General features: G+C 45.1%; 19 protein-coding genes. 7 read left to right on the top strand and 12 right to left on the bottom strand.

Translation table 11 applies throughout. From position 1 onward, the window contains the following. Positions 1-12 precede the first annotated feature (12 nt). The 5 genes from A4R26_RS23740 to nirB all read right to left on the bottom strand — a co-directional run bounded on the left by A4R26_RS23740 (position 13) and on the right by nirB (position 10,114). Entirely contained in the window at positions 13-3,531 is a 3,519-nt protein-coding gene (locus A4R26_RS23740) for a nitrate reductase (protein ID WP_081169028.1), read from the bottom strand. A gap of 203 nt (positions 3,532-3,734) precedes the next feature. Continuing rightward, a complete protein-coding gene (locus tag A4R26_RS23745) occupies positions 3,735-5,033 on the bottom strand; it encodes an MFS transporter (protein WP_081169029.1) in 1,299 nt (432 codons plus the stop codon). A gap of 61 nt (positions 5,034-5,094) precedes the next feature. Continuing rightward, positions 5,095-6,648 carry an alginate export family protein gene (locus A4R26_RS23750; protein ID WP_081169030.1) on the bottom strand — a complete coding sequence of 518 codons (1,554 nt, stop codon included), beginning with the start codon at positions 6,646-6,648 and terminating at the stop codon, positions 5,095-5,097. Positions 6,649-6,906: 258 nt separating this feature from the next. After that, the gene (nirD, locus tag A4R26_RS23755; protein ID WP_081169031.1) at positions 6,907-7,260 is read right to left on the bottom strand and encodes a nitrite reductase small subunit NirD; all 354 of its coding nucleotides are present in this window, start codon (positions 7,258-7,260) and stop codon (positions 6,907-6,909) included. Between the two features lie 352 nt (positions 7,261-7,612). Continuing rightward, entirely contained in the window at positions 7,613-10,114 is a 2,502-nt protein-coding gene (gene nirB / locus A4R26_RS23760; protein WP_081169032.1) for a nitrite reductase large subunit NirB, read from the bottom strand. Between the two features lie 331 nt (positions 10,115-10,445). Here nirB and A4R26_RS23765 point away from each other — a divergent pair, with 331 nt between their 5' ends. The 7 genes from A4R26_RS23765 (at position 10,446) to A4R26_RS23795 (ending at position 15,589) form a co-directional block, all read left to right on the top strand. Further along, a complete protein-coding gene (locus tag A4R26_RS23765; RefSeq protein ID WP_081169033.1) occupies positions 10,446-11,132 on the top strand; it encodes a Crp/Fnr family transcriptional regulator in 687 nt (228 codons plus the stop codon). Positions 11,133-11,237: 105 nt separating this feature from the next. Beyond that, the gene (gene cobA, locus A4R26_RS23770) at positions 11,238-11,981 is read left to right on the top strand and encodes a uroporphyrinogen-III C-methyltransferase (protein ID WP_081169034.1); all 744 of its coding nucleotides are present in this window, start codon (positions 11,238-11,240) and stop codon (positions 11,979-11,981) included. Positions 11,982-12,368: 387 nt separating this feature from the next. Next, entirely contained in the window at positions 12,369-12,962 is a 594-nt protein-coding gene (locus A4R26_RS23775; RefSeq protein WP_165760394.1) for a GNAT family N-acetyltransferase, read from the top strand. Between the two features lie 723 nt (positions 12,963-13,685). After that, the gene (locus A4R26_RS23780; RefSeq protein ID WP_081169036.1) at positions 13,686-14,150 is read left to right on the top strand and encodes a hypothetical protein; all 465 of its coding nucleotides are present in this window, start codon (positions 13,686-13,688) and stop codon (positions 14,148-14,150) included. Further along, entirely contained in the window at positions 14,150-15,013 is an 864-nt protein-coding gene (locus A4R26_RS23785) for an SDR family oxidoreductase (protein ID WP_081169037.1), read from the top strand. Before A4R26_RS23780 ends, A4R26_RS23785 begins: the two co-directional genes overlap by 1 nt. A 9-nt stretch (positions 15,014-15,022) precedes the next feature. Continuing rightward, the gene (locus tag A4R26_RS23790) at positions 15,023-15,238 is read left to right on the top strand and encodes a hypothetical protein (RefSeq protein WP_081169038.1); all 216 of its coding nucleotides are present in this window, start codon (positions 15,023-15,025) and stop codon (positions 15,236-15,238) included. Positions 15,239-15,376: 138 nt separating this feature from the next. Beyond that, a complete protein-coding gene (locus A4R26_RS23795; protein WP_081169039.1) occupies positions 15,377-15,589 on the top strand; it encodes a YtxH domain-containing protein in 213 nt (70 codons plus the stop codon). Positions 15,590-15,751: 162 nt separating this feature from the next. On the opposite strand, the gene A4R26_RS23800 is transcribed toward A4R26_RS23795, so the two are convergent. From A4R26_RS23800 to A4R26_RS23835, 7 genes are all read right to left on the bottom strand, one after another. Next, positions 15,752-19,549: a PKD domain-containing protein gene (locus A4R26_RS23800; protein ID WP_081169040.1), complete on the bottom strand. Its 3,798-nt coding sequence runs from the start codon at positions 19,547-19,549 to the stop codon at positions 15,752-15,754. A gap of 640 nt (positions 19,550-20,189) precedes the next feature. Further along, complete coding sequence (locus A4R26_RS23805; protein ID WP_081169041.1) at positions 20,190-21,014, bottom strand: polysaccharide deacetylase family protein; 825 nt, start codon at positions 21,012-21,014, stop codon at positions 20,190-20,192. Positions 21,015-21,024: 10 nt separating this feature from the next. Beyond that, positions 21,025-21,576, bottom strand: a complete 552-nt coding sequence (locus tag A4R26_RS23810) for a serine acetyltransferase (protein WP_081169042.1) — start codon at positions 21,574-21,576, stop codon at positions 21,025-21,027. Positions 21,577-21,643: 67 nt separating this feature from the next. After that, entirely contained in the window at positions 21,644-22,423 is a 780-nt protein-coding gene (locus A4R26_RS23815; RefSeq protein WP_165760395.1) for a polysaccharide deacetylase family protein, read from the bottom strand. Between the two features lie 345 nt (positions 22,424-22,768). Continuing rightward, positions 22,769-24,754, bottom strand: a complete 1,986-nt coding sequence (locus tag A4R26_RS23825; protein WP_081169045.1) for a polysaccharide biosynthesis protein — start codon at positions 24,752-24,754, stop codon at positions 22,769-22,771. A 387-nt stretch (positions 24,755-25,141) separates the two neighbouring features. After that, the gene (locus A4R26_RS23830; protein ID WP_081169046.1) at positions 25,142-26,353 is read right to left on the bottom strand and encodes a DegT/DnrJ/EryC1/StrS family aminotransferase; all 1,212 of its coding nucleotides are present in this window, start codon (positions 26,351-26,353) and stop codon (positions 25,142-25,144) included. A gap of 89 nt (positions 26,354-26,442) precedes the next feature. Continuing rightward, positions 26,443-26,686 (bottom strand): LbetaH domain-containing protein (locus A4R26_RS23835; protein ID WP_500684387.1); only part of this gene is annotated, 244 nt, incomplete at its 5' end.

Here is a 26,686-nt window from a genome sequence, read left to right on the forward strand (position 1 = left end):
TCGTTGCCTTTTCTACTTTACCAACAAAGTGCTCGTCGCATTTGTCAATGTCTCTTCAAGGATCCTTTGCACTTCAGGCCGGCAGGAACCGCAACCCGTTCCTGCACCTGTCAGTGTGCACAGTTGTTTGAAATCGGTACAACCTTCGTTGATCTTATTCTTCAAATTCTCACTGCCCACATTATTACAGCTGCATACCAGTTTTCCAAGAACCGGATCTGCCTTTTTACCACTGCGCAACAGCTGCAGGCGTTTTTCATTCAGTTCGATCTTATTCGCGATCAGCTCCCTGAATTCCTGGAACTCACTTTTATCGCCAATGAGAATGGCGCCTACCAGGCGGTCCTGGTGAATGATACATTTTTTATAATACCGTTTTGCCTTATCGAGAAAGATCACTTCTTCATAATCGTCATTGGGACATTCGGGAATTCCTATGCTGCACAGATCGAAACCATGGATCTTGATGATGTTCATGAACAAACTGCCGGTGTAATAACTGGCGATATCGCCCATCAAATAGCGGGCTACCACGTGCGCCTGTTGTTCTGCCGCTGCGGTAATACCATATAAAACCCCATTGAACTCGGCAATTTCACCTATGGCAAAAATGTTCGGGTCGCTGGTTTGCAGGCGGTCATTTACGATCACTCCCCGCTGGCAATGCAAACCGGTTTCTTTCGCCAGCTCAATATTGGGAATGGTGCCTATGGCAAATACCAGCGCATTACAATCGATCACCTTTCCGCTCTTGAGGCGAATACCGGTGAGCTCGCTTCGGCCATAGAACAACTGCACTTCATCATCGTAATAAATATCGCATTGCTGATCAACCATCTCGTCGTGCAATAGCTGGCTTCCCAACGGATCGAGCTGCCTGTCGAGGAAACGCGAAATGCGTTGTATAATGGTAACCTTAACATTTACTTCCCGCAAACTGGCAGCCAGCTCAAGTCCGAGCAATCCACCACCTACGATCACCACATGGCCATCGGCCGGTACGTGGTTTTTAAAATCATCGGCATCGGTACGGCTGCGCATGGTAAAAATACCTTTCAGGCCGGGCACATTGCGCGGCACTGCAGCACGGCTTCCGGTTGCCATCAGCAACACATCGTAGTAAGTGGTGCGGCCGGTTGAATCTATCACACATTTATTCTGACGGTCGATCTTCTCGATACTTACGCCTTTATACAATTTGATATTGTAATCCGGTTCCTCCGCTTCCTTCATTTTTATCAACTGCTCCCAGCTTTGTGTACCGCTGATATAATCGGGTAACATCACACGATTGTAAAAAGGAAAGTTCTCTTTGCTGAAGATCACCAGTTCATCTTCGCTGTTTATTTCGCGGTACGACTTCACAAAACCAAAAGCACCGGCGCCGGCGCCAATGATCACTACCCGCTGGCGGGGCTTTTTATATGCCGCTACCTGTACCGCACAGTATTTGAAATCGGGCTCTTTTGAAAGCGGATCTAACATAGGGCTGGTAACGTTGTTGGCCCGGTTGAGATCATTATTCAATATTTTACCCCAGTGCATGGGCAGAAATACCACGCCCTTTTTTATTGTATTGCTTACCGAGGCCTTTACCTGTACTTCACCCCGGCGCGAATTTACTATGGTAATATCGCCATCTTTAATATGCAGGCGGCGCGCATCTTCGGGATGAATTTCAAGGAACGCCTGTGAAATATGTTGTTTGAGCTTGTTCACCTTGCCGGTTTTGCTCATCGTATGCCATTGATCGCGAATACGGCCGGTAGTTAGAATAAACGGAAAATCACCATCGGGTTTTTCACTGGTGAGGTCGTCGGGCACCGGGTGAATGATGGCTTTGGCAGAAGGCGTATAAAATTTTTTGTCGGTAAACAAACGCGCAGTGCCCTGGCCCGTTTCCCCTTTGGGAAAGGGCCATTGCACCGTCCTCCTGTTTTTTATAGTACTATAGTTTAACCCACTGATATCGATATTGGTGCCTTCGGTTAGTTTTGCATGTTCATCATAAATAGCGGAAGCGTCTTTATAATCGAAGCCATGATAACCCATTTTCTCCGCAAAGCGGCAAATGATCTCCGCATCGGGCAATGCTTCACCGGGCGCGTCTACAATTTTATTCAGATAAGAAATTCTTCGTTCACTATTGGTCATGGTACCTTCTTTCTCCGTCCAGGTGGCGGCAGGCAGAATGACATCGGCATATTTCAGCGTTTCGGGGCGGTTGCTCATTTCCTGTACTACCACAAACTTCGCTTTTTTCAGCCCTTCCTCGGCAACACGCACATTGGGCAAACTCACCAGCGGGTTGGTACAAATGATCCAGATGGCTTTTAACCGGCCATCGTTCAACGCATCGAACATTTCCGTTGCGGTTAACCCCGGTTTCGGGTTTATAGTGGTGCCGCCCCAGAATTGCGCTACTTCGGCCCGGTGCGCTGCATTGGCCAGGTTGCGGTGTGCCGGCAGCATGTTTGCCAAACCACCCACTTCACGGCCGCCCATGGCATTGGGTTGGCCCGTCAATGAAAACGGACCGGAACCTGGTTTACCGATGTGACCGGTGATCAGGTTCAGGTTGATGAGACTTAAATTCTTATTTACCCCAACAGCGCTCTGGTTAAGTCCCATGGTCCAAAAGCTCATAAAACCTTTGGCATTGCCAATATGCTGCGCTGCCAGTTTGATCGTTATTTCATCAACGCCGCAAATCTCTGCGGCTTCGGCCAGCGTGCGCTGAAAAACGATCTTTTTATACTGCTCGAACCCTTCGGCATGGTTCTTTACAAAATCAAGATCTACATCACCGTTCTCTATCAGCAACCTGCCAATAGCGTGGTTCAACGTTATATCGGTACCCGGGTTCAATTGCAAATGAACATCGGCGATGGAACAGGTATCGGTTCTACGCGGATCGGCCACAATGATCTTTACATTAGGATTAGCCGCTTTATGCGCTTCCACACGGCGCCATAAAACAGGATGGCACCAGGCGGGGTTGGCGCCGGTAAAAAATAAACAATCAGCCAGCTCAATATCGTCATAACAACCGGGCACACTGTCTTCACCCAGCGACATCTTATACCCAACCACCGCGCTGCTCATACACAACCGCGAGTTGGTATCTATATTATTACTGCCAATAAACCCTTTAATGAGTTTATTGATCACGTAATATTCTTCGGTAAGACATTGGCCCGATACATAAAAAGCAACGGAGTCAGGACCGTATTTATCAATAAAGGTTTTGAATACAGCGGCAGTACGGTCAAGGGCTTCATCCCACGATACCCGTTGCAACGGCATGTTCCTGTTGTAACGCATTTGCGGGTAAAACAGGCGATCGCTTTTGTCGTTAACCGTGTAATGCAGGTTCATGCCTTTGCTGCACAGCATGCCCTTGTTCACCGGATGGTTCCTGTCGCCTTCAACCGTTATGTTTCCCTTTTTATCTTTATTTACAACAATGCCACATCCAACGCCACAATAGCTGCAGGTCGTAGTCACTGATTCGGGATGCTGATTATTCATGATTATGCTTATTTGATACGGACTGTTTTAAGACAAGGTGCAATCAATAAAATATCCGAAAACCCAGTTGAATATTGAATGTGGAATGTTGAAGTATAATGCCGGGCCGTCATGACATCTTTCCAAATATGACTGTGTGTTACCTTAATGCGCTTAACCGCTTCAACACTCAACATTCAAGAATTTATTTTTTAAATATTATACTATGCAACAGCTACAGCCGGCTCCAGGTCACCTTTAACTTCTCCTTTTCTGAACCGGGTAATGAATATGACAACGGAAGCAAGAATTACAATGATACCTATATACCGGAAGGCTTCGATATAGGATATAGACTCCGATTTAAATAAAAAGCCGAAGGTCATACCGCCTAAATTGCCACCCGCGCCTACGATACCGGCAACCAAACCGCTGTTCTTTTCATTAATGAAAGGAACGATGCCATAGGTTGCGCCGTTAGCCATTTTCAAAAACAGGGCAAATAACAACATAGAGGCAATGGCTAACACCAACGTACCAGCCTGGGCAAATACCAGCAATCCCAGTCCTTCGAGCATCAACACAGAACCGAGCAGCAGCCCTTTACCACGCATACCGTATTTGCCGCCTACTTTGTCGGAAACGATACCACCCAGTGCACGGGCGAAGATGTTCATCATACCGAATATGCCGGCCCAGAACCCGGCGCTGCTTTGCGACAACTTAAACGTATCGACGAAATGCAATGAAGCTACGTTATCGAATGTGATCTCCATACCAAAGCACATTGCATAACCAATTGTAAGTGCCCATACACGCCAGTCGGCAAGAACTGACCAGTCGGTTTTACCTTTTGTGGCCCTGGTGCGGCCGATCTCATTATAGTTGCCGGCAGGAGTGTCTTTTGTGTACTTATGGTATAAAAAAGCGATGATCAGCATCATTACACCTGGTACGATCATGGCATAACGCCAGGCGCTATGAGGTGTATATCCAAAACCTACGATCGCTGCAAATATCAATGGCATTACCATATTCGTAACTCCGCCACCGAGGTTACCCCAGCCACCGGTAATAGCGTTGGCTGTACCTTTTATTTTTCCCACAACCATCATGGAAGTGTGAAACTGCGTAATTACGAATGAAGCGCCGATTACGCCGATAGCCAGTCGAAATAACAGGAATGATGTATAGTCATTGGCAAGGCCTACGAGAAAAACCGGAATGCTTCCGATCAGTAGTAAGCGCACCGCTGTTACACGCGGCCCCCAGGTATCGCACAACCGGCCTATTATCAGCCTTGCAATGATGGTAGAAGATACCGAAGCGATAATAGTATTACCGATCTGTGCCTTTGTGAGCCCGAGATCGGCACGTATGGTTGGCATAAGCGGAGCCAGGCCAAACCAGCCAAAGAAACAAACAAAGAACATCAACCACGTAATATGGAATGTTTTCATCTGGATGCCGCTGAGAGAAAATATTTTCAGTTTTTCGAGAGGTTGCTGATTCGTTACTGCCATAACTGTTGATTAAAAAGTTAAAAAAAAGTTTCTGCTTTCCTTATATCTGAAATGGTTGGCGTTATTTGCCTGCCGTGTTTTTAAAAAAGAAATCCGGACGAATATTGATCATCAGGTAGGCCCAGTTGGCATTGTGCCTTGCCTGGTCCATAGTGCCTCTTTTCACATACTCGGTACTGTTGTTCGCCTTCATAAAAGAGTAACCGAGTTCGAGGGTAGTGAATTTGTTCAATGAATAGTTAGCTGTGAAATCAAACTCATATCCTAAATTTTTATCTATGTTAACTTTATTGGGATCGGCCGCATTGGGTATATTTTCTGCCAGCCGGAAATTGTGTGCGTCAAGGCTTAAGGCGAGTACACTGGTCTGGTATTTTACTTTGAAGTAAGCATCCTGCAAACCACCTACAGGCGAACCGGTACCTACATAATAATAATCCATATATCCCCAATGTTTATGCGGTGTGCCATACAGGGGATCAAAGCGGTGCGATTCAGTTGCGGGGGTAGATGATGAATTACCCGATAAATAATCGAAGCCGGGACCAAAGCTGAATTTACCTTTCTGCAGTGTAAGCATGGCGGTAAAATGTGAAGCGGTAAGGTCTTTTCCATCGCGGTCTTTACCGCTTTGCAGGTAAGCGCCTACCTGCCAGAATTTTTTCAGACCGGCGGCACTGCCAATGGTTCCATTGATCATTAAACCATAGGTAAGCCGGCTGTTCACGCCTTTTACATCATATCTTCTGCCGAACACATACCCTGAAGATGCATTGCCCACAGAGTCGAGGCGGTATTTCGAGAAATCATCTTTAAAGAAAAGCCCGGCAAATTTCGTTTGGCCGAATTTGCGGCTCACATATAACATTTGAAAGCTTTTGTATTGCTGGTTCATGCCATTGGTGCTTACGGCATTGCTCAGCACGGGCGCACCGGCCTTACTGCTGGCGGCAGCGGTTGAACCATTGGGCGCCAGCGGTAAAAATCCCGAAGGGGTTGCTACCAGCGCTCCCATTGAATTGGTAACGTAGGGGGGCGCGTTACCTGCGGTATAATTCGTTCCCGTAATGCCAAATGCATCGGAATGCTGGTTGAAACCGGCGCCCAGATCGAGCTGCCAGCCATGGTGTAATGCCTTTACCAGTAAGGCATCGTGGCGGCGGGCCTGTTGTAACCAATCGAGGTCGCCCAGTAAACGAACATCATCATATATCAAAGCCTGGCGGCCGATCTTAAAAGAGAGGTTATCGATACCCTTTGTTTTAATGGTGGTATCTGCCACATTCATGAGCGTAACTTCCGCCCATGCTTCATGAACCATCAGCTTGTTTCCGTCGGCATTATTAATAGAGGAAGCATCCTGTCCCCATAAGCGGATATCCTGTACAGACAAGTTGAAGTTTACGCGGTCCCATTTGTAGCCGAACGTTAAACGGGTGCGTTGAGAAGTGAAAAAAGCAGCGTCAGTACCCCTGGCATTGAGCGTTCCGAGCCCGTCGCGAACTTCCGAACGGGTTCTCAACTGCCCCTGCAATGAAAATTGCGCGGCAACGTCGACAGGTTTCCCTAAAAAACTCACAACTCCGGTTACTGCCATGAAAATTAATTTTTTCATACTTTTGTTTTGGTTTTTTTAAGATGATGATTCATTTTAAAATTTGCTTACCCCGGCCAGACTGCCATCTGCCGGGGTTTTTTAATCGGCTGGCGTAGTTTTGGTTCTAACCATACGGTGAATTTTGTTACACAATCGGGTTTCGAAATATGGCAGGCAATCGTTAACAAAGTCATAAGCAGGCAACCGATAGAATCATCCTCTCTTCAAACCTGCCCCTCCGCCGCCGTTTGCGGCAAGGGGTTCACTTCTTATTGATCAATCATTTTCTACACCTATATATACCCGGTCATTTTCAATTTTTACGGGATAGGTTTTCAGATCGCCACAATCATCGCCGCTCAAACATTTTCCGGTATTGAGCGAAAATGTTTTTTTGTGGAAGGGGCATGCGACCTTCGGCTCGCCATTCTGGGTGCCGATCATACCGCGGCTTAAGGCCATTTGCATTCTGTGCGGACACATATTCTGTGTTGCATACCACTCTTTGCGGCGGCTGAAATTGAACAGCGCAATCTGTTCGTCCTGAAACTTTACACATACTCCACCATTCTCGGGCACATCGGATGTTTTGCAGGCTAAAAACCAGGTAAGTACTTTTTCTTGTATCATAACATGAACATTGTGTTTACAAAAAGAGATTCCCTATTCAGTTTTCACTGATCAAATTTTTCACTGGCATTCAATATGGGGAATAAAAAACCCTGCTGCATCTTTTTGATGCAGGCAAGCAATCGTTATTATACGTAGCGGGAACAGGCATTAGCCCGGCCAGCCACATAGCAAGTGGGTGTGTGAGTGTTTTAGTATCAGATGTTATCAGAAGAACTGGCAATGATCTTTCGATCCGGTGCATGTTGCCAGTTGAGTAGTTGCGTTTGTCCGTTGCTTACAGGCTGTCATTTCTGTTTCCTGTATCTGTATTCCTGTATTCCAATATCACATTATCACATTATCAAATTAGCTATTTCCATTCCTTCGCTCTTTTTTGTTCCCGCATGGGTTCAAATTGTATTGAAGGGTCTTTCGCCTCAGGTGCATTTACGAAATGGCTGAAACGCTTGCGGATCTCGGGATTCTCAACCGCTTCTTTCCATTCGCATTTATAGTTATCGACGAGCGTTTGCATTTCTGCTTCCAGTTGTTCAGCCAATCCCAGGCTATCGTTCACTACAACGTTGCGCAGATAATCGATGCCGCCTTCCATTTTGTTCAGCCAGGTAGCGGTACGGGTTAACGGATCGGCAGTTTTGATATAGAACATCAAAAAGCGATCGATATATTTAATACATGTTTCAGAATCGATATCGGTTGCGAGTAACAGGGCATGTTGTGGCTTCGAACCGCCGTTACCGCATACATACAGGTTCCAGCCTTTTTCGGTAGCGATGATGCCGAAATCCTTGCTTTGCGCTTCGGCGCATTCGCGAATACAACCCGAAACCGCCGATTTCAATTTATGGGGAGCACGCAAACCGCGGTATCTTTCTTCTATCTGAATAGCGAAGCTAACGCTGTCGTGCAGGCCAAAGCGGCACCAGGTACTACCCACGCAGCTTTTTACCGTACGTAATGCTTTACCATATGCATGCCCGCTTTCAAAACCGGCAGCGATCAGTTCTTCCCAAATAGCGGGCAGGTCATTTACGTGCGCGCCAAACAGGTCGATACGCTGACCGCCGGTGATCTTTGTATATAAATTGTATTTCTGTGCAACCTGTCCTATCACGATCAGTTTTTCAGGTGTTATTTCACCACCGGGAACACGGGGCACTACCGAGTACGTTCCGCCTTTTTGAATATTCGCCAGAAAACGGTCGTTGCTATCCTGTGCGGTATCGTTTCCTTTGGCCAGGATCATATCATTCCACAAACTGGCAAGGATAGAAGCAACCGGCGGTTTACACAGTTCGCAACCATCGCCGCTTCCCAGTTTGTTCAATACTTCATCGAAGGTCTGGAGCTTATGCACTTTCACCAGGTCGTACAACTCCTGACGGCTATAGTTAAAGTGTTCGCACAGTACGTTGCGAACATATTTACCCTGTGTTTTAAGCGTATGGGTTATGAGGTCTTTTACCATGGGAACGCAACCGCCGCAGCCGGTACCGGCCTTGGTGCATTTCTTAATTGCATCCATTGTTTCATTACCATCGCATACAGCACTGCAGATATCGCCCTTTGAAACGCTTTCGCAACTGCAGATCAATGCATCGTCGGGGAGGCCCGAAACACCGCCGCCGCCTTCATTACCTGAACCGCCGCGGGCGCCGAGTATAACATCTTCGGGATTTGGAGGCAATACCACTTTGTTCCTGGTCGTTTGCAGCAACATATTATAAGCGTCTGCATCGCCAACCAGCACTCCGCCTAATAAATATTTTCCGTCGGGCGAAATATTAATGCGTTTGTAAACACCTTTCATGCGGTCTTCCAGCACAATGCTGCGGCCTTCTGAGGCTGCCACAAAAGGATCGCCAAAGCTGGCCACATCAACGCCTATCAGTTTCAGCTTGGTGCTCATATCAAAACCGGTGAACGATTTGTCGCCTCCCATCAGGTTGGCAGCCACCACTTCGGCCATTTCATAACCGGGCGCTACCAGACCATAGATCATTCCATTATGCAAAGCACATTCGCCAATGGCAAAGATGAACTGATCGTCTGTTGCCAGTCTGTCGTTCACCACAATACCACCGCGATGACCGGTTTCCAGTCCGGCCAGTTTCGCCAGTTCATCGCGTGGTTTAATGCCGGCTGAGATCACCAGCATATCCACATCGAGTTTGGTATCGTCGGTGAACTGCATACCGGTAATGAACTGATCGCCGAGAATTTCGCTGGTGTTTTTGCCGGTATGAATGGAAAGCCCTAATGATTCGAGCTTTGACTTTAATATATTGGAACCGGCTTCATCTATTTGCCGGGGCATTAAGCGGGGAGCAAATTCAATTACATGGGTATTGGTAACACCCAGATCGATCATGGCTTTGGCAGCTTCCAAACCGAGCAAACCGCCACCGATCACCGCACCGGTCTTTGCTTTTTTAGCATGAGCCGTCATCATTTCGAGGTCCTCGATAGTGCGATAGATAAAAACGCCTTCTTTTTCAACACCGGGAATGGGTGGAACAAAAGCGGCTGAACCTGTGGCCAGGATCAGATAATCGTACGATTCGTTAATTCCGTGATGAGAGCGAACGGTTTTCTGTTCGCGGTCTATATATGAAACGGGATCGCCGAGGTAAAGCCTGATGTGCCGTTCGGCATACCACTCGAGCGGAGCCATTGTAAGGTCTTCTGCAGTTTTTCCGGCAAAATATTCACTCAGATGCACGCGATCATAAGCCGGGCGGGTTTCTTCACCAAAAACAACGATCTCAAATTGTCCCGGTTGGGCTTTGGCAGTTAGTTTTTCACAAAACTTGTAACCAACCATTCCATTGCCAATAACTACTATTTTCATAATCTGCGTTTTTAGGTCATTATTAAATTTCCGCAGGCAATCGTTAATATTATATAAAATCACATATAATGTCTACATGGCAATTCGCTAAAAAATATACCGTCGTTTTGTGATCTGTGTAATAAAAATACATTCTTTTTGTTATTATTTTTACTGGAAATTCAGATATGAGTAATATATTTATTTTACCAATATATAATTCGTTAGCTTTTTATCGCAATTTTGAGGGTGGAATTGAATGGGGTGATTTTATTTCGGAACTATTGCGATTTTGCAGACTCTTGTTGCCCGAAGAACATATATAATTTATTTTTACATATATACTATTCCCGTGAAACGAAACAAACATGGTTGTGATTTGAAGAGTTGTTTTTTATGCCAACTATGCTCGAAGGATTGGCTACCGGCGCTGGACACCCATCGCCAAAGCTTTCATGTTAACAAGGGCGAAATGCTTTTTAGCGAGGGAAGCGAGGTTACCGGTATTTACTTTATATATAAAGGCACCTTCAAGGTGCATAAAAAATGGACCGACGACAAGGAGCTGATCGTTCGGCTGGCCAAGGATGGCGCCATACTGGGCCATCGGGGTTTGGGTAATGACATTTATTACCCGGTTTCGGCCACAGCGCTGGAACCTTCTGAAGTTTGCTTTATCGATCTCGGCTTTTTTCAATCGACCCTGAAAGTGAACTACCAGTTCCTGTACGAGCTGATGATGTTCTTTGCCGGCGAATTGAAAGAATCGGAAAAAAGAATGCGCAATCTGGCCCATATGCCGGTTAAGGGCAGAATTGCCCAGGCGCTGCTTTCGATGCACGCCAAGTTTGGAACTACCGCAGACGGCTTTATTGATATAAACCTCAGCCGCCAGGACCTGGCATCGTATACCGGTACAACTTATGAAACAGTGTTCAGGATCATGAATGAAATGGTACAGGAAGGTTCACTTGCTTTACAGGGAAAACACATTTGCATTCTCGATACCAATAAGCTGAATGAACATGCCGGTGAATGATGTAGAAGTTTGAATTAATAAATATGTAGTACAGCGTTCAACCCAACACATATATAATATATATAAGTATACTTTTGTGGTTGAGTGCATTAAATAATTTATTTCGTGGCCAACTTTCCCATTCAACCTGAACTTATTGTGGCCGGCGCCGGCGCCGGTGATCCTGAACTGATAACGTTAAAAGCCTATCGGCTTTTACAGGAAGTGCCGGTAGTGTTGTACGATAACCTGGTGAATAAGACCCTGCTTGAATATACCAAACCCGGTTGCGAGAACATCTATGTAGGCAAACTTCCCTATGGCGATTATACACCGCAGGAACAAATTCACGAGCTCATAAAAGAGAAAGCATTTTCAAAAGGCAGGGTATTGCGCCTGAAGGGAGGCGATCCGTTTATTTTCGGAAGAGGTTTTGAAGAGATCCTGTTCGCCCGCAAACATGGCATACAAACCACTTTTATTCCCGGCATTACCAGCATGCAGGCAAGCGGCCTGTATGATATTCCATTAACATTCCGCAATATCAGCGAAAGCATTTGGGTGGTTACCGGTACCAAAAAAGACGGCTCGCTCTCTGCCGATCTGCAACTGGCTATACAAAGCAAGGCAACCGTAGTTATTTATATGGGAATGAAAAAACTAACCGAAATCGCTCACACCTATATCGATAAAGGCCATGGCGAAATGCCCGCTGCAATCATTCATTATGCCTCGCTGCCTTATCACAAACTGGCTAAGGGTATGATAAAAGATCTGCCCCGGCTGGCGGCGGAACAACAAATAACCCACCCGGCGTTGATCATTATAGGGCCCGTTACCAATACTGATTTTTTAATGGAAGCGCAATAACCAAATATATTCTGTTAATATATACTGTCGATTATTATAAAACGTTATATATTACAATTAAATAGCGCTCTGCTATTTAAGTTCAATAAGGATTCCTATCTATAACGGATGTACTAAGTTGCAGCGGCACACATCCTAAGTGATTCTATGTACAAGCTTCTACATATTGGATCGTATATTAACAAGTTTCGCACTTTTTTAATTGTCATTCAGGAACGATTGGGTGTTTATAATCAGGTGTTGCTTAAAATAGCATCACTAAGAAATTTGCGATTGCTGCGCCTCGAAATTTCTTGAAGTTACACAAAGGCTCTGGTTAGGCACTAAGAGCTCCCGGACCAACAAAACCGGGAGCTTACATATTTCGTTATGGAAATTTTATGCTCTATGCCAGTATTAACAGGTCAGAAAGATGGGTTGATAACTTCTTCCGGCCTGAATAAAAAGAAGGAAGTCGTTTATTCAAAACACTTTCAACACCCTTCTTTTACCTTGTCCTTACGCCCATTTTGCATACCCCGCGATATGCCGGCTATTTATAGCTGGGCATGGAAGCTAAGCCGTGCAGCCGGTACAGTTGCATCGAGTTATTTATATGCCGGCAGCTCTGATTTTGCCCGCTCTTTTATGGTATTGCTGAATAACCGTATGGCCCTTTGCCAGGTTGATATCTGTGTTGCAGATAAAGACGGGCTCTGCGAGAACTACCCAACTTCATCGGGCGATTACATTATACGGTTGCTGATGAATACCAATAAAAAAGCATTTCGCCCGCTTCATCTCAAAGCCCTGCAAACCTGCGTGGAATATTTCTTTCTATTCCCCGAGATCAATCAGATCATTGCAGAACCCGAAGCCGATAATAAAGTATATAACGAAATATTGCTGAAAACCGGGTTTCAGTTTGAAGAACAGGTATACAACCAATATGCGGCATGTAACCTGTTCATATGCACCAGAAATAGCTTTAGAGCAGAATAAAGCCAGGAACGAACATAAAGAAGAGATAAGAGCTACCACATTTCTCTTTGACCTTTTTTCGCTCATTGCTGGCGATGCCATTATAACCTTGTCCTGAAAACTAAGTGCGTAAAAAAGTAAAGCAATTTGCTTTTACATGTTCTTAGCCGTAACTGTTAACCTTGTCCAGCCTTGTCCTTAGCCGAGAGCAAAAAAGCGAGTAAGAGGGATATTAAGCGCTTTCCATAACCTCTTTTTACTCTTTTACTCCTTTACCGCTCTTGGTTTTCATTAACCTTGTTCTTATCATCAACCTTGTCCTTTATACTGAATGCCTGCAGCGGTATCTGAACGGTCATGGCACCGGTTCGCCTGCCTGTTGTTCGCAATCGGTACTTCAGCAATCCCTGGGTCGGGAGATACATTTTCCGACACTATCGATCGCCGGTTCGTTACCTTATCCATTTACAACCTTATCCCCCATGGGAAGATCCGTGGGCTACGAAGCAGAATTTTACGGGAATTTTAAACCATTGAGGAGGGAATCACAAAATGATTTCCTCCTTTTTTTATTCACCGCCGTGCTCATCTTCTCCCTTCCCGAAAACTGCTGGCCCGGCTTTATTAGCTTATACCTGCGCTTATCATCTGCTTATCTGCTTCATTTTCTGGGCTGTAGATTAATCTCTACATAGGTCCTGCATATTACAGGCATGAATTTTTTGCTGATATTAAAAATGGTTTATGACGCTGAAAGCTTTTTACCGGAAGTATTCAATATGGGCAGCCGTTCTGAATACAGTGGGCATCGTTCTCTTTCTTGTCTACAACCAGTATGAGAATAACTGGTTAATATATGTGGGCAACATGCTTTTTGTTGCCGTTGTACTCACAGGGGTGATCAGGGGTTATCACCGGGTGCACGATACCGCCAGCCTGCGATCTTCATCTATGATGGGTATCAAGATCACCATTTACGGCATACTGCTGGCGGTTGTAATGGCGGCCGTGGTTCTGGTGATCAATTCAATGTTCCAGGGCCTTAACGATGGCAGCAATCCACCGCAAAGCGGCCGGGGTGATGTACTGTTTCACATCTTCTCCAATACCATTGGCTCAAACGCGGTATTGGGAGCACTCGCATCCGTTCTTGGTGCAACGGTAGTTAAGAAGAATCAAAAGAATGAACACGGAAAAACATTATATTAATGCAATCAGGACAAAAGAAAAGAAAGATCCGCCCGGCGCAAAAGGTTAAAGAGAAACAGGGCAAGGAAAAGAAAATGCATCCGCAGCCGGTTTTCGAAAAAGAACGGGATGTATTGCGCCTGCGCAATAAAACAGCTGTTATAACGGGCGGCGACAGCGGTATTGGAAAAGCCGTTGCCATCGCCTTTGCCAAAGAAGGCGCCGATGTAGTAATTAGCTATCATGAAGATGATGAAGACGCGCGTTCAACAGCTGCACGAATTGAATCAATTGGACAGAAATGCCTGCTGATCCCCGGTGACATCAGCAAACCGGCCCACTGTAAAAAGATCATAGAAAAGACACTAAAACAATTCGGTAAACTCGATGTGCTGGTAAACAATGCCGGTATTCAGTTTCCGCAGGAAGAACTGTCGGCCATTACACCTGAGCAGTTGAAAAAGACCTTCGACACGAACATCTTCGCCATGTTCTACCTGGTGCAGGCCGCGGAACCTTATTTACAGGAAGGCGCATCGATCATCAACACCACCTCCGTTACCGCTTATCGTGGCAGTGCCCACCTGCTCGATTACTCGGCAACCAAGGGAGCCATTGTAAGTTTTACCAGGTCATTATCGGCTTATTTTGCGAAACATAAAATAAGAGTGAACGGTGTGGCGCCGGGGCCGGTATGGACTCCGCTGATACCCGCCACCTTTCCCCCATCGCACGTTTCAACATTCGGTTCCGATACGCCGTTAGGCCGTGCAGGTGAACCGGTTGAAATAGCAGGCAGTTATGTTTTTCTGGCTTCTGACGAAGCATCATACATCACCGGACAGGTTTTTCACCCTAACGGTGGTGAAATTGTAAACACTTAAATAAATAAAATGAAAGCTCTTGGAATTGTACTTATTGTCATTGGCATAGCCATGATACTGATAAGAGGGATAAACTTCACCACGGAAAAAGAAGTGGTTGACGTTGGCCCTATTGAAATAAATAAGAAAGAAAAGAAAGCGGTAGGCTGGCCCACCTATGCTGGTATTGCGGTAGCCGTTGTTGGCGCAGTAATACTGGTAACTTCTACCCGCAAAACCACGTAATAAGCCACTTTCCCTCTATGGGGATTTTTATGCACAGTACCGAATCGGTACATTCTTATTATTCAACGTATTAATTGCGGAATAGGATTTGAAGATAATATTCCAACACAATCTATTACTTATTTAAAATTTATAATCATGACTACAACAACTAAAGTTATTCTGGGCCTGGTAGGCGCCGCTGCGGTTGGCGCTGCAGTAGGTATGTTATTGGCTCCCGAAAAAGGAAGTGACATCAGACAGAACATAAAAGACTCTGCAGGAAAATGGTCTGACAAGCTTAGTGAAATGTGGCAAAATGGTAAAAAAACTGCCGAAAAAGCCTCTTCAAGGATTCAAACCGAAATGTAATATAATTCCGGTTTTATCTGCCGAACCATATCGGGGCGGGCCACAAGCCTGCCCATTTTTTTTGCCCTGGTGCCAGGCTTTTGTATTAACATGACAGTTCTAAATAAAAAAGCTGCCCCAAAAGGAGCAGCCTGCTTATCCTAATAAAAATATCTCCGTTGCTTACAACTTCACCAGCTTCAATATCACTTTCTTATTTCCCTGCCATACGACGGCGGTATAAGTTCCTGCGCGCCAGTAAACGCCTACGGTAACAGTTGCATTATTGCTCACATTGTAAATTGAGCTCACCACCTTTCCTGACGAATCATAGATATGAATGAAGATGGAATCGGTATTTGCACTTGTTATCCTCAACTTGAACGTAGTGGTTGATGGATTAGGCATGGCAACCGCAGTAAGCACTCCCAGATCGGGTTGTTTTATTTCGATCACCGTAACTGTCATCTTGTGTGTATCTACCGCGCCCTTATCGTCGGTAACCGCCAATCTGAATACATAGGTACCGGCTACCATGTTTCGCAACTCGGTTGTTGCCGCATTAGGTGTAACCAGTGTAAAGGTAGAAGGACCGCTTACTTTTGTCCATTTATAAGAAATGATCCGGCCATCGGCATCATATGATTTTGAACCATCCAGTGTAACGCTGGCAGTTGGCAGCTGAACCGTAATATCACTGCCCGGATCGGCTACCGGCGCCTGGTTACCAGGTGACGCAGCATTGTTCACTACAATGGTAATATCGTCATTAGCCGTTGCCCCGCTGTTATCAGTTACAGTTAACCTGAACACATAGGTACCAGCTACGAGGTTATTTATTATGGTAATGGCAGAACCGGGGCTTGAGATCAGGAACTGCGACGGGCCGCTCACCTTCGACCAGGCATATTTTGAAATATAACCATCGCTGTCTTTTGAAGCCGACCCATTCAAAGTAACGCTGTTCGTTGGTAACGTAATGGCCATATCGGTTCCGGCATTGGCAACCGGTGGTTTATTCGATGGCACATTCGAATTGTTCACGATCACATTTACATCGTCTGTAGCAGTGGCGCCTTTATTATCAGTTACCGTCAATCTGAACACATAAGTACCCGCAACCAGGTTGCTAAGTCCTGATGTAATACCGGCAGAATTTGCCAGCGAGAAGGTTGAAGGACCGCTTATTTTAGCCCATGCGTATTTAACTATAGAACCATCAGGATCGCTCGAGGCGCCTCCATTGAGGGTTGTTGAATTAGTTGGCAGGGTGATGCTGATATCGGATCCTGCATTGGCAACAGGCCCCAGGTTGGCAGCTATCACGGTTACTGTTACTTCATCAAAACCAGTAGCGCCTTTATCGGCAGTTACCTGTAAGCGGAAAACATATACCCCTGCAGCCAGACCGGTTACGGTTGGCGTAGCAGCGCCGGCATTTACAATGCTATATTGAGAAGGACCTGCCGTTTTTGTCCAGGCATAGGTTACAATTTTTCCGTCAGCGTCTCTTGAAGCGGCGCCATCCAGGGTAACCGAGTTGTTAGGCAAGGTGATGGTGATATCAGTACCTGCATTGGCGATAGGCGGTTGATTGGTTGGCGGCTGTGTACCAATAGGATCTGAAAAAAGTTGCCCCATAGGAACATACTCCAGCGGAAGGCTGGCGCTTTGCCACATCAACCCGATATTCGAGCGGTTATCCGTATTGAAATACTCCATCTTAATATCGTACTTCTGTCCACCAATAAGGTTTACAGGAGAAGATCTTAAAATACCCGGGTATTGTTCTTTCCAGCTGTCAATGATCAGTTTTCCATCAACATACAGGCGAAGACCGCCGCCGGTTTCCACCTGGAAAGTAACGGCTTCAGAATAATGCGGCATTACTTTTCCCGACCAGCGAATAGAATAGCTGCCGCTGGTAATTTTATAGTGTACTCCTAATTGATTCCAGTCGAGGAAACATACGCAAACGTCGGTTCTTGTAAATGCGGCTCTTGATAAAGCGGCATCGTTGAAGTATTCTGCTTTCAGGCCATTTCCATTGCCCCAGATAGTTGGCGCAAATGGAGCAATATTTGTTTTGCCCGATTTGGTAAGCATGTAAGGCTGTCCCGTAACTGGTTGCACCCTTATCACCTCATTTGAACCGGCAAGCGGGCTTAATAAATAATCCACTGCGCTGGTAAGCAGCGACAGGGCGCCGCCGGCGATACCTGAAGTAGTACATTGCAGAATGTCTGCTTTTTTTACGGCGTTGGGCGATTCATTTGAAATACCTGCTCTTCTGTGACCGGTAATGGTACAGTTCCTGATCATTACAGGCAATTCACCATCCAGCGGGCCTTCTTCCATGCGAATGGCATAATCCAGTCCGGCAGCATCGATGATCAGGTTTTCGAATTTCACCCGCATACTGTTACCAGAAGAGGCTTTGATCTTTATTTCGCTGTTATATACATAACCACCGCGGTACAGGTAAGAGTTAGAATAGGCGCCATGATAGATGCCCATTTCATTATTATAAAGTACAGAATCTTCAATAACGTGCAGTTTTAAGTTATTTTGCCAGGTTACCAGTCCGCCGCAACAATTGTGCGCCATATTGTTCTTAAATTCCCAAACGCTTTCAATCAACCCTTCCTGCCAAAAATAACCGCCACCATTCCGGAAATCACCGGTCATACCGATGGCTACATTATTATTACATACATTATCATCGCCAACGCCCAATAGAAAGGCGCTTACTGTAAATGTGGGTGCATCGCCGTTGTCGATATCGGCGGCATTGTGCAAAAATGAACCTTTTGCCACAATATTGCCATCCCAGGTAATGCCATGGGTTAAATCGAGCACATCCCACCAGAAGGCGATCTCCATGAAATTGTAGGCGGTATTGCCTTTCATGGTTATGCCATTTGAACCGTGGGGAACATAACTGTGGCTTCCGGTATCACGAATAACGCAACCCTCAACTACTGAACCTACACTTCCATTGCCACAATGGTGAAAGTGAATGCCATATCTGCCCAAAACAAATTCGGGGGTAGAATCACCGGTGCGGTTCTTACGTGGCCCGATGTAGCGGATCTGAATATTTTTTATTGTTTGTGGTACTGACGTACGAATAAAAATGTGTGTTCTTCCCGAAGCGGTTCCTTCAATGCGCACATTTCTGGTGAGATTGATCACTTCGGCACTCCACGTATTATTTATTTGCGGGTGGGCGCGAAGCGTTCCGGCACTCAGCGTAACAGACGATCCTGAAATGCTGGTTATCTTACGATCTTCGAAACCATTGGTAAAAGCGCTGCCAACCGCAGGCGCCTCCGTTGGCGCAATGGTGATATCATCATCGGCCCGCCAGCCCGAAGGGGTGCTGTTCAGTGAAATGGTACTGGTACCTGAAGAAATATGACCGGCAGCACGTACAAACGAAGTTTTGGGCGAACCGATCAGGTCGAGCAAACCCGAGCCCATGGCCCACAAACCAACGTCGGCTGTAACTACATCCATACCGCCGCCTACGAATTTGCTTTCGTCGATATTGATGAACTGTAAAGTATGGACTATGCTGGCCGATGAGGGACGCATGGATAATTTTCCTTCAACCACCACATTACCTGAAGATTGAAGCGTGGCATTTCTGCCCGTATCAAATTGTAAAGTGGCTCCGCTGCTGATGCTGACGCCTGCATAACTTGCTGTAGTGAGATCGTATGTAACAGTATGACCAGAAGAAATAAGAGGAGTATCTGAGGGCCCTGGCAATTTTCCACCCCATGTTGCAGGATCAGACCAGTTACCTGACTGCACAGTGGAAATGGTACCTAACAGTGCGAAAGTTTGTCTTGGCGCACACTCTATCGTCTTGGCACGGACTTCTTGCTTCTTCGCTCCCAATTGAGACGTAATAGCCAACCCGGTTGCAGTCATTGACGCATCCCGTAGGAATTTCCTTCGAGTAGTGTTGATCATAGGGATATTTTTACGTTTTTCTTAAAGAGTAGTTTCACGAATTAACTAACAAACATGGTGCCTGAAAGCATGTTGATAAAAAGATTCATAAAAAAATAGACTAAAGTCAAACACATTTTTCCGAATTGAAATATGTAAGATGCGCTTCGCTTATTTCTCTCATTCATCATTTCATAGAACCTGCGTTCCTGTTAGTATTCATAATAAACAGTGTTGCAATGCGAAAAAGTATAAGGAAGAAATTTAGATTTGAAAAAGCAGTAGACACTCGTATAATTACCGGCGGAAATTACTATTTCATTATGAAGATAGTCCTATAAAATAATAAGCATTAGTACTTAGTTATTTGCAGAAAACAGCTGATGCACAGCCACCTGAGGCAACGCCTGAAAGAACGAAATAGTACGACTGCAAAAAAAAATAATGCGGTGACAGACAGGCCGGAAAACAAAAATGCCGGTTCCATTAAGAATAATCTTAATAAAACCGGCGACACATATAATAATAGAAGAAGAAAAAGAATCGGGATACCAGTTAGTATCCATTAACTGTATGCGATACAATTTATTTATTAAAAACCCGCAATTAATTCAGCAGGCAACATTCCGGTAATTTACTTACAACTCAACAAAACCATGACCTACCTCAGTATTTTTTCAAAACGGTTGAATACTTTTATAAAGCCCCAAACGCAAACCTTAAATTTCCAGAACGGAAATACCCCGCTCACATGGATCCGGCTCACAAACAAAGAATGTTGAAGCGGCAGTTTATCAACCCAGTTACTTACCCTGAACGCCAGCCTGATATCATGCCGTTTCAGTAATTCGAACATTGCCTGTCGCTTATTCTCATCCTTTTGGTTATAGGCCCCGAACGTGTACGCATGGCAGGGTTGTACCGGAATACCCAATTCCTTTAACCGCTCCTTCGTTTTACTGATATCCGTTTCAATTTCGGCCAGGCTGAGTTTTGAATAGCTCTGGTGGCTGTAGGTGTGTAAACCGTATTGTACCATATCCTTACTCATGGCAACCGCTTCATCAACATGCATGAATTCGCCCATTGGGTTAGGATCCATGTGCCTGTTATCAGGCGACTGAATAAAACCGGCAACCAGAAAAATGTTCGCTTTGATGTTATATGCTTTCAGGAGCGGGTACAAACTGGTAAAATTATCGCGGTACCCGTCGTCGAGTGTGATCATTACAGATTTGCGGGGCAACGGCTTTTTTTGTTCAAGATGCGCAATTACATCGCTGATAAAGACAGTGGTATACCCCTTTTTGTTCAGGTAATCAAACTGCTCACGCAACTGGCTGGTGGTAACTGTAAGAAAATCCGCATCGTTGCCGCTGCTTATTTTATGGTAATTCAATACCGGCAACCCGCCAAAAAATGACCCCATTTTAATTACCAGAACTACTATTACTACTACCAATAATGCTACAACTAAATACACCATTATTTATTTATCATTTAACCGGGTTATTTACATATCCTTCCACCGCGTTGGCCCTCGGAATTATTTCAAGGGAACGGTTATTGACCACCAGACTGTTGGCAGGAATATCGGAATTGATATAGGAGTTGGGGGCAATCAGTACATTATCCCCTATCCTGATGTTACCAACCAGAACCGACCCTGTGCCGATCCAAACATTGTTTCCGATCACCGGGCATCCTTTTTGCCTGCCCCGGTTGGTTTGGCCAATGGTGACCCCATGTTCGAGGTTACAGTTCTCACCAATGACCACCCTGCCATTAATTACGATCTGGCCAAAATGGCCCAGGAATAGCCCTCTGCCGATTTTCGTGGCAATGGGAATCTGGAAGCCATATTTGAACTTGTAATGCTTCAGCAGCATCCGGTAAAACATTCCCGCTATTGAAAACTTCTTATACCGGGCACATTTTCGTAAAATGTAGGAATACCTGAAGCCGGGTACCTGAAGACCTTTAAAGAACGTTTTTCTATCACTTCTTCCAAAATAACGATAAAGGTCTGCTTTGATCAACTCTTCCATTTCTTTGATTATAAGGTTTAAAATAGAGATACGTGGTAAAGAAAGGGAGTACGGACATTAAATGAGCCTATTTAAAGATACGTTCGAAGCGTTGTACAATACGGATAAAGCCTGTAAGGGCCATCCTGAATTTGAACATAGAATAAGCACCGTTCATATGTAACCGGTTCAGCAGTAAACGGTTCATATTTTTCATGGGCATTTTATTTAACCGGTCGCCTACTTTAAAGGCATACCTTACCCCATACTTTTTCAAAATGCCGAACACTGCCTTTTGTTTAACCGGGTCGTCTTTCATATAAGCCGCAAAAGAATAGGCAAAACAAGGCTGATAGGGAATGCCGAGGTCATCGAGCCGCTTTTTCGATATACGCATATCCTCATCGATCTCTCCCAGCGTCATTTTATGATAGCTCTGATGATACATGGTATGCAGCCCATACTGTACATGATCTTTACAGATCTCCTTTGCCTCTTCCACCAACATGAACTCCCCTTCCGCCCGCGGCCCCAGATTATCGTGCGTTTGAACAAACCCGGCCACGATAAAGATATTCGCCTTACAGTTGAACTCCTTTAATAAAGGATACAGATCGGTATAATTATCGCGGAAGCCGTCATCGAGCGTGATCATGAGGGGTTTGGGCGGCAGCGGCGTGCCCTTCTCTATGTAATCGATCATATCGCTGATAAAGATCGTATTGTACCCTTTTTTTGTAATGTACTGCAGGTGCTCGCGCATGCGCGAAGTGGCCACAGTTAAAAAATCGGGCTTTTTTGTGCTGCTGATCTTATGGTAAACCAATACCGGTAATCCTTTGAAAAAAGGCCCCGCATATAAGTACATAAGAATAAAGGTTATTACCAGTATCACAACTGGTATTATAATATATACCATGGACTGGGATATTATTGATGAATAAATAATTTATATGGTATAGATCACCAGCACGAATGGCACAATGCCAATACCGCTGTTGTGTTTGCACAACTGCTTAAGGTATACAATCAGGTTTTCTTCAGATAATGAGGTCGGTGAGTTCTTTGGGATTTGGGTGGGTGCAAGAAAGAAAATAAATCCGTGAATAACAAGTTTACCTGATAAAAAAATAAAACAGGCAACAACCAATATAATACATTGTCAAACGGGTTTCATCAATATACTATGGTTGCTGCCTGTGAGGTTGGTGTTTCAATCGGCGGCCGTTGCTGTTAAGGCCTTATTAAGTTGCAAATCGAGTTTTTCGTATTGAGAATTCTTGCTCTTGAATTCGGGAACCAGCTCTTTCATTTTCTTCACGATACCATAGTTGTCTTCAAGGCGGCTCATGCTTATCAGGTCTTCAATATCTCTTACTACTTTATGCGAGCAGGGTATTATCTTGGCAATTTTGATCTTCTCGTGGTGCGTGGGCAGCGTTTTCTCTTTTTCGTTCAGCAGTTCTTCATACAACTTCTCACCGGGGCGCAAACCGCTATATACGATCTTGATATCTTCATCGGGCGTTAAACCGGCGAGGCGGATCATCTTCAGCGCCAGGTCAACGATCTTAACCGGTTTGCCCATATCAAATATAAAGATCTCTGCTCCTTTGCCCATAATGGCCGCTTCCATTACCAGTTGCACCGCTTCGGGTATGGTCATGAAATAGCGAGTGATCTCAGGATGCGTTACGGTAACCGGCCCGCCCTGTTGTATCTGTTGCCTGAAGCGCGGGATCACACTGCCGTTTGAACCAAGTACATTGCCAAAACGCGTAGTGATGAATTTGGTTCTTGTAGCGCCGGCACCATGTTTGCCATCACCGTTTATCAATCCCATAATGGTTTGATCAACCAGGTTATCGGCCACACTGCTCAGCGACTGAACGTACATTTCGGCGATCCGTTTGGAGGTTCCCATAACATTGGTTGGGTTCACCGCCTTATCGGTAGAGATCATTACAAATTTGTGCACGTTGTATAAAACGCTCAGGTCGGCGATGATCTTCGTTCCCATTACGTTGGTAAGAATGGCTTCCGACGGATGTCTTTCCATCATTGGCACGTGCTTGTACGCCGCAGCGTGGAATACAAAGTGAGGACGGTACTCGCGGAAAGGGATCTGCATCCGGTTTCTATCGCGAATATTGCCGATAAAGATCTTTATGTCAGACTCAGGGAATTTTTCTTCCATCTCGAGCTGCATCTCATGCAAAGGAGACTCGGCCTGATCGCACAGCACAACCATTTCCGGTTTGAACGATAACACCTGGCGTACGATCTCGGAACCTATTGAACCGGCGGCGCCGGTGATCAATATCCTTTTACCGGTAAGTTCGCTGGAAATTTTTTCGTTATTGATAATGATGGGCTCGCGTTGTAAAAGGTCTTCGATCCGTAATTCCTGAATCTGTTTCAGGCTAAGTTTACCATAGATCCACTGGTCGGAAGGGGGAACCGTAAGTACTTTGATGCCGAACTGCAAACATTTTTCAATAACCACTTTTTTATCCTTGCTGTCGAGCTGCTCGTTCATGAGAATGAGCTTATCGATCTTCTTTTTTGTTTTCAGCAAAGGCAGTTCCCTGATATGGTACACTCTTTTTTGCTGAATGGAAACATTGGCCTTATTGATATCGGTATCAACAAAACCGGCAATTACGAACTTATTGGTGATGCTCGACTCAATGGCCTGTTTTACCAGCATAGCTTCGGTATCGCTGCCGTAGATCAGTACATTCTCTTTTAAGACAATGGCGTTCTGTTTTATATAGTAATAAAACCCGCGCACCATAGAACGCAACATCATATGAAGTGTACAACTTATAAAGAAGTTGATCAGCAATACGCCTGAAATGTTAAGCGTGTTAATATGGTATTCGCGGTTCACAAGAAACACTACTGCAATGGGATACAAAACACCGGTGATGAGCACAGCGAGCGAAATACGCATCATGTCATACACATTCGAGAAGCGAAGCATTCCCGTGTGTATGCGCATGCAGTAAAATACCGGCAAAGAAATGCAGCAGTATAAAATGGTGTATATAAAAAAGTGGCCGCGCAGGATGGCTGAGAATTCAAACTGCTTTACGATAAAATATGATAACGTAAAGGAGAATCCGGTTACAACCAGATCGATGATCAATATAACCCACCTGGGTACTGGCCTGGAGAATGACAGAAACTTCTTCATGCTATTAGCAATATGTTTACAATGTTGTTGTTTCGAACGCGGATTTTCCAGGAAATAGATGAAACTACCATCAGCGAAAACAATAGATGGTCAGGCGAAATGGATATTGCGCAGGAAATATGGATCCAGGGTTAATGAATGCACAGAAAAATGGATTGTAAATCGCAGGATGTTCAAAGGATTAACACAACAACAACAACATTTTTATACGTCTTTGCACAAGGATATTGATATATAATATATATAGTAGACTAAAATAGAGGACAAAAGATGGATTTGTAATTGAGATACATTTCAAAGGATCGGGATACAATTTCTCAGGAGTTAAGAATCCTGTACACGTGGTTAATTATCGGAAAGGACCGCTTCAGTTACCAGGTAGGAAATTCATAGGATCATTGAGAGAGTTGAAATCAGGAGGAAAGTTACGCAAGAAATTGGATTATTGGCAACATTTTTAAATGATTTTTTGATATTCACCACTTCCCTTATGCGGTTTACCACCCTGTTCAGTTCTTTTTCGGTCAGGTTTGAACCTGAAGGAAGACACAAGCCTTTTTCGAACAAACGTTCGCTTACACCACTTCCGTAATACAAATCATTTTCGAATATGGGCTGCAGGTGCATGGGCTTCCATAATGGACGGCAGTCGATATTATCGGCATGAAGCGCCTCCTGAATATCTATCATGGAATACTCATCACTGTCTACCAGAATGGTCGATAACCAGTGATTACTGTAAAACTCTTTCCCGGGATCGGGAGGGAATTGAATGCCTTTCACATCGGCAAAGGCCTTTTTATAGAAATCATAATTATAGCGGCGTTGTGCAACGCGGGATGACAGCACTTCCATTTGGCCGCGGCCAATACCGGCGCATACATTACTCATACGGTAATTATATCCAATATGTGAATGCTGATAATGTGGAGCATGGTCACGGGCCTGCGTAGCTAAAAAGCGCGCCTGCTTTACGTATTCTGCATTGGCAGAAATAAGGGCGCCGCCACCTGAAGTGGTTATAATCTTATTACCATTAAAAGAAAGAATGCCGATTGTACCAAAAGTGCCAACAGCCTGGCCTTTATAGGTTGAACCCAACGCCTCAGCCGCATCTTCCACAACAGGGATGCCGTACCGGTTAGCAATGGCCATGATCTCACTCATGCGCGCAGGCATTCCATATAAATGAACTACAATGATCGCTTTGGGCTTTTTACCATTTTTAATACGGTCCTGAATGGCCGCCTCAAGATACTCCGGCGACATGTTCCAGGTGCTTTCCTCGCTATCGATAAAAACCGGGGAAGCGCCCTGGTAAGCTATCGGGTTGGCAGAAGCTGAAAATGTCATTGACTGGCATATAACTTCATCCCCGGCTTTAACGCCAAGAATAACCAATGCCAGGTGTATTGCAGCAGTTCCGGAACTCAACGCTGCCACGTGCACATCGTTACCCAAAAATTTCTCCAGGTCCTGCTCGAGACCGTTCACATTGGGGCCAAGCGGCGCGATCCAGTTTGTAGCAAATGCTTCCTGAACATATCCCATTTCCTTTTCTCCCATGTGCGGGGACGACAACCAGATTTTCTCTTTCATTTTCGCAAATTATAATGCATTTACAGAAAATACAAGTTCTGCAAAGCAGATTAATTTATTATTACTTCCTGTCTATTTTTTGATCAAACTTATGGCTGGTTCAACTTTATTATCCTGCCCGGATTACCAACCACTACCGCAAAATCAGGTACATCGCGAATGATCACCGATCCTGCCCCAATCATTACCCACTTACCTATACGAATATTCTGCATCACACATGCGCCAATTCCAATTTGCGTTCCCCCCCCCACCTGTACGTTACCGGCAACAGCGGCGTTGGGAGAAATATGAACAAATTCTTCCAGCAAACAATCGTGATCTATTGAGCAA

This window comes from Niastella populi (genome assembly GCF_002078015.1).
In the GTDB taxonomy this organism is placed as follows: Bacteria; Bacteroidota; Bacteroidia; order Chitinophagales; family Chitinophagaceae; genus Niastella; species Niastella populi.

What these genes read in the sequence shown, in the direction of transcription:
- A4R26_RS23740 (WP_081169028.1), bottom strand. Translation starts at nt 3,531, where the DNA reads ATGAATAATCAGCATCCCGAATCAGTGACTACGACCTGCAGCTATTGT.
- A4R26_RS23745 (WP_081169029.1), bottom strand. Translation starts at nt 5,033, where the DNA reads ATGGCAGTAACGAATCAGCAACCTCTCGAAAAACTGAAAATATTTTCT.
- A4R26_RS23750 (WP_081169030.1), bottom strand. Translation starts at nt 6,648, where the DNA reads ATGAAAAAATTAATTTTCATGGCAGTAACCGGAGTTGTGAGTTTTTTA.
- nirD (WP_081169031.1), bottom strand. Translation starts at nt 7,260, where the DNA reads ATGATACAAGAAAAAGTACTTACCTGGTTTTTAGCCTGCAAAACATCC.
- nirB (WP_081169032.1), bottom strand. Translation starts at nt 10,114, where the DNA reads ATGAAAATAGTAGTTATTGGCAATGGAATGGTTGGTTACAAGTTTTGT.
- A4R26_RS23775 (WP_165760394.1), top strand. Translation starts at nt 12,369, where the DNA reads ATGCCAGTATTAACAGGTCAGAAAGATGGGTTGATAACTTCTTCCGGC.
- A4R26_RS23780 (WP_081169036.1), top strand. Translation starts at nt 13,686, where the DNA reads ATGACGCTGAAAGCTTTTTACCGGAAGTATTCAATATGGGCAGCCGTT.
- A4R26_RS23785 (WP_081169037.1), top strand. Translation starts at nt 14,150, where the DNA reads ATGCAATCAGGACAAAAGAAAAGAAAGATCCGCCCGGCGCAAAAGGTT.
- A4R26_RS23790 (WP_081169038.1), top strand. Translation starts at nt 15,023, where the DNA reads ATGAAAGCTCTTGGAATTGTACTTATTGTCATTGGCATAGCCATGATA.
- A4R26_RS23795 (WP_081169039.1), top strand. Translation starts at nt 15,377, where the DNA reads ATGACTACAACAACTAAAGTTATTCTGGGCCTGGTAGGCGCCGCTGCG.
- A4R26_RS23800 (WP_081169040.1), bottom strand. Translation starts at nt 19,549, where the DNA reads ATGATCAACACTACTCGAAGGAAATTCCTACGGGATGCGTCAATGACT.
- A4R26_RS23805 (WP_081169041.1), bottom strand. Translation starts at nt 21,014, where the DNA reads ATGGTGTATTTAGTTGTAGCATTATTGGTAGTAGTAATAGTAGTTCTG.
- A4R26_RS23810 (WP_081169042.1), bottom strand. Translation starts at nt 21,576, where the DNA reads ATGGAAGAGTTGATCAAAGCAGACCTTTATCGTTATTTTGGAAGAAGT.
- A4R26_RS23815 (WP_165760395.1), bottom strand. Translation starts at nt 22,423, where the DNA reads ATGTACTTATATGCGGGGCCTTTTTTCAAAGGATTACCGGTATTGGTT.
- A4R26_RS23825 (WP_081169045.1), bottom strand. Translation starts at nt 24,754, where the DNA reads ATGAAGAAGTTTCTGTCATTCTCCAGGCCAGTACCCAGGTGGGTTATA.
- A4R26_RS23830 (WP_081169046.1), bottom strand. Translation starts at nt 26,353, where the DNA reads ATGAAAGAGAAAATCTGGTTGTCGTCCCCGCACATGGGAGAAAAGGAA.